Source organism: Haloferula sp. (genome assembly GCF_049672945.1).
GTDB lineage: Bacteria > Verrucomicrobiota > Verrucomicrobiia > Verrucomicrobiales > Akkermansiaceae > Haloferula.
On the sequence record NZ_JBATWY010000011.1, the window covers coordinates 1 to 4,045 of the forward strand.

4 protein-coding genes are annotated in these 4,045 nt (G+C 55.8%); all 4 read right to left on the reverse strand.

What is annotated here, in order from left to right:
• Positions 1 to 267 precede the first annotated feature (267 nt).
• The 4 genes from WBG04_RS01105 to WBG04_RS01120 all read right to left on the reverse strand — a co-directional run bounded on the left by WBG04_RS01105 (position 268) and on the right by WBG04_RS01120 (position 3,715).
• Positions 268 to 1,623 (reverse strand): sulfatase family protein, encoded by a 1,356-nt coding sequence (locus tag WBG04_RS01105; RefSeq protein ID WP_424312492.1) that lies wholly within the window; start codon positions 1,621 to 1,623, stop codon positions 268 to 270.
• A gap of 372 nt (positions 1,624 to 1,995) precedes the next feature.
• Positions 1,996 to 2,313, reverse strand: a complete 318-nt coding sequence (locus tag WBG04_RS01110) for a hypothetical protein (protein WP_424312494.1) — start codon at positions 2,311 to 2,313, stop codon at positions 1,996 to 1,998.
• Positions 2,314 to 2,317: 4 nt separating this feature from the next.
• Positions 2,318 to 2,944, reverse strand: coding sequence for a transposase (locus WBG04_RS01115; RefSeq protein WP_424312495.1), 627 nt, complete (start codon positions 2,942 to 2,944; stop codon positions 2,318 to 2,320).
• Between the two features lie 195 nt (positions 2,945 to 3,139).
• Positions 3,140 to 3,715 (reverse strand): aminopeptidase P family N-terminal domain-containing protein, encoded by a 576-nt coding sequence (locus WBG04_RS01120; RefSeq protein WP_424312496.1) that lies wholly within the window; start codon positions 3,713 to 3,715, stop codon positions 3,140 to 3,142.
• Between the last annotated feature and the right edge of the window lie 330 nt (positions 3,716 to 4,045).

Consider the following 4,045-nt stretch of genomic DNA (forward strand, 5'->3'; position numbering starts at 1 on the left):
TCTCGACGAAGGTCACGTCGGCGACGCACCACGGCTTGGGGATGGTTTTCTTGGCCATCCGGCCAGAATGGGCCGAAATCCGGGCGAAAGATAGGCTTCAGAAAGGGCGGCGTTTACCCCGCTTACGAAGGTGGGATATTTCACGCCGCATTGCTCGGCGAAGGCCTGGCCGCTCATGCCGCTCTGCTCGTAGGCGGCCACGACTTCGGCCTTGAACTCGGAGCTGTAGGGGGCGCGGCAACCAGCCGTTGTATTCGTCTTGTTTGGTTATTGCGGTCCGGGATCGGTTATCCCGCTAGCATTTCGTTCGCTGCCGGGCACCGTTCCGCGCTTGGGTTTATCGTATTTTCCCAGCCATTTGCCCGTTTTACGGTCGATGATGTCCGATGTTAGAATGTTGGGAACCGTATCCCCGGTACGTTTCTGCCATTCATTGAGCGTCTTACTCAGTTGAGCTAAGATGTCAGCAGACTCGGACTTGCCTGCCAGGTTCTCGAGTTGATGGGGATCGGTGTCGACATTGAAGAGCGCTTCGGCCGGCCTTGGGTTCACAAAGATCTCCGCTTGTGCAGCCGTGAGCTTGTTTTGCTTCTTCAGATTCAACAAGTCTTGGTATGAGGGCTGGCTGAGGTGGGCAGATACCAATCCCGCTCCTCCGGGCCGCGCGTTCCGTATGTAGACCCAGTTTTTCCAGCGCACCATTCGTTCATGCGCCTCAATGTCATGCCAGTTGTGTTCAGCAAAAACGTATTGTCGAATGGATGCGGAGGGATTCTCGATGACTGGGATCATGCTTACGCCCTGAATGTTGCTAGGGATGGGCACTGCGGCCAGTTCGAGAATTGTAGGGGCAATATCGATAGCACTGACCAGAGACCGGCAAACGCTTCCTGCTTTGTTAATACCCCTTGGCCAATGTATGACAAACGGTGTTTTGATCCCGCTGTCGTAGAGCCATGTCTTGCATCGAGGAAATGGTCTGCCGTTGTCAGCCATGAAGATGATGACCGTATCATTTAGGACTTCCTGTTTCTTCAATTCCTCTAGCACGAGACCTACATAGCGATCCAGACGCTGGACCTCATCGTAATATCGGGCCAAATCTGATCGGGTGGCGGGCGCATCCACCATATAGGGTGGAATTACGGCATCAGCAGGCAGATGCTTCTTTTTCTCGCCTTTCCCATCCCACCCGCGATGCGCGTCGTATGAAGCGAACCACATAAAGAACGGCCGGTCTTTTGGTCGCTCACGGAGGCATTCAATCCAGCGTTCTTCACCTCCCGGAAGGCTGTTTACGACTGTATCGAATGCGGATCTGGCATGAGCGCCCAAGTGCCACTTCCCGGCAGCGGCAGTGTGATAGCCAGCCTTTTTTAGTTCTAAAGGGAACATGGGCTGGTCTTTAGGAAGAGGCAGGTGCAGTTCGGGGGCTCCCGTATTGTGGGGGTACCGACCGGATATCACGCTGCAGCGACTGGGGCTACACTGGCTGGTTGTCAGGTAGGCGTTGGTGAAGCGAATCCCATTGTTGGCGAGTTTGTTAACGTTGGGAGTTCGGATGTTCGGGTGGCCGTAGCAACCAAAATCATCGTCAGAGATGTCATCCCCGATAATGAGCACGAAATTCGGCCTTTTGAGGGCAGATGGCTCTGCACGGGAGTGCTGGGATGTAAACCCAGTGACAATTACGATGATGACATACAAGAGATGGCAAGGTCTTCGATCGATTCTAATCATAGCTCATAATCCTCTCGCTCAACCCAATAGAAATAACGCGCCGAGGTAAAGCTCGGATATATTCAGACGACCAAAGAACCGTAGGCAGCAACTCTGGCGCTGAATCCCATTGAACGTCGCAACGGCTTCCGCCGTTTCGACGCAGAATTAGGGGCAGAATTAGGGGTCAGTCAAGGTTGTCCGCTTTCCTGTAATCCCTTTCCAGCTCTTTCAACAGCTTGGTCCAGAATTAGGGGTCAGTCACAGAATTAGGGGTCAGTCAAGGTTTTCCGCTTTCCTGTAATCCCTTTCCAGCTCTTTCAACAGCTTCGCCGCCGCCTTCCAGTCGCTTCCCCACTTCCCCTTCGTAGGCGAATGGGACGTCAGCCGTCCGGCCCGGGTGGGAATCCCCATCGCCAACTCCTCAGCGACCCAGCCAACCTTCACTGTCGTATGTCGCCTCACCATCATCCCGATCACCCGCTTCCGCCAGTCACCCTTCGGCAAGGACTTCAGCTCTCCCGGCACGATTTTCGCCAAGCGTAGGCCGACACGAATGATCCGACGCGCTTCACGCTCTCCGTGGTCCCGCATCTGCTCACCCACATAGCCGGACTCGCGTCGATACCTCTTCTTTCCCCTTTCCCCCTTCCCGCTTCTGACCCGCAGCTAGTCGATCCAGCATGCTTTCCCGAAACGACTCACCGCCAAAATACCAGCCTCGTCTCAAGCTTGACTGCAAGGTCCGCTCTCCCTCCCCCGGAGCAGAGGGGATCCCCTTCTCCTGACGCGCAATTTCCTCAAGATGCGCAAGGTACCTGCGCCGTTCCGCGACCCTCTCTCCAGCATACCCCCGCTGCGCAAATCCAAGATCCGCCCTCACCCAGCCAGAGCGCTTGCGCGGAGGCAACAGATAGTCGCCCAGGCTCGACCAGGGGTAACACTCGAGCCCCTTCCTCAAATTAGCTAAGCCGGCACGAAATGGGTTGAGATGGACGTAGTCGATCAACACCGAAAGGTGAGTGTCGCTTTCCACAAGCACGCTCTTGTAGCGACCGCCAAAGAGATGCCCCCAGAGCCCGTGCCGGGCATTCATCCGTTTCGTCCAAGTGTTCTGAAACCAACGCATCCCCTCGACGAGATTGGGCTGCGGCGTCTTGAAAATGAGATGGTAATGATTGCTCATCAGCACCCAAGCGAACACCTCCCAACCGGTACGCTCCACCAATTAAGCGAGCAAAAGGGAGAAATCCTCCCGATCTTTATCGGAAAAAACGATATCCTCACGCCGATTACCTCGCGCCATGCAATGATACATCGCGTCGGCGAATTCAATCCGTTGCTGCCTTGCCATACGTCCACTCAGCCAAACCTAATGAGCCCAAGCTAGCAAAAGGTTGAAAACCTTGACTGACCCCTTTTACATGCGGCCTTCGAGTTCCCGGGCGATCTCGCGCTCGGTTCTTCCGATCAGGCCCTTGCTGCCGCGCTCGATCAGCTCGGAGAAGGCCTGCTCGGCGATGCCGACGCAGCGGAGAATGGTCTGGTGTTCCTCGGCATCCTTGCACTGGCGCTGGCGGGAAACGAGAGAGGGCGCGTCCGAGATTTTCAGGCCTGCGGCGGCGGCTGATTTTTCAAGGGACTTGTAGCTCGCGGCGCTGATCCGCGCGGGATCTAACAATAACTCGTTGATGCCGCGGCGGCTGAGTTCCGAGGTCAGGAAATCCTCCAGCTTCACGCGGTCGATGGAACGTTCCGACGGGAGCAGCAATTCAAAATCGCCAATCGCGGCTTCGACATCGTGCATCAGCATGTGGCGTGTGATGGCGAAGCCGCCGTCCTCCCAGAGGGCGAGCCAGGAGATGCCTTCATCGACACCGGTGAGGTAGTTGATGTCGATCGGGTGGCAGATCAGGAATGCCCGATGTCCGGGAGTTGATGGTTCATGGGATCCGGCAAGTCGGTCGCGGCGTTTTGCGAAATCGAAGTTTGGCATGATGAGGGTGACTGGATGATTGAGATTCAGAACAAACCGAGTTCGGTCACCGAGAAAAAGTTCGCGGCCTGCGGCTCCGGTTAGGATGAGGAATTTGAAGAAGCGGGCGCTCCGTGCTTTCTCGAACGTCACCACCCTCCCACGCCTGGATTTCAAGAGCCGACTGGCGGGTTTCGATACGCCAGCTGTTTGCTGTTTTCAAAATGGTCTTTGGCATCGTGGTGTCGGCCTCGATTTTCGGGGTGAACCAAAGGGTGGCGGCGATGGCCGCTGTTGCGAAAGTCTTCATTTGGTTTTCGTTGGGTGGTTGAAGCGATTTGTGAGTCGAAA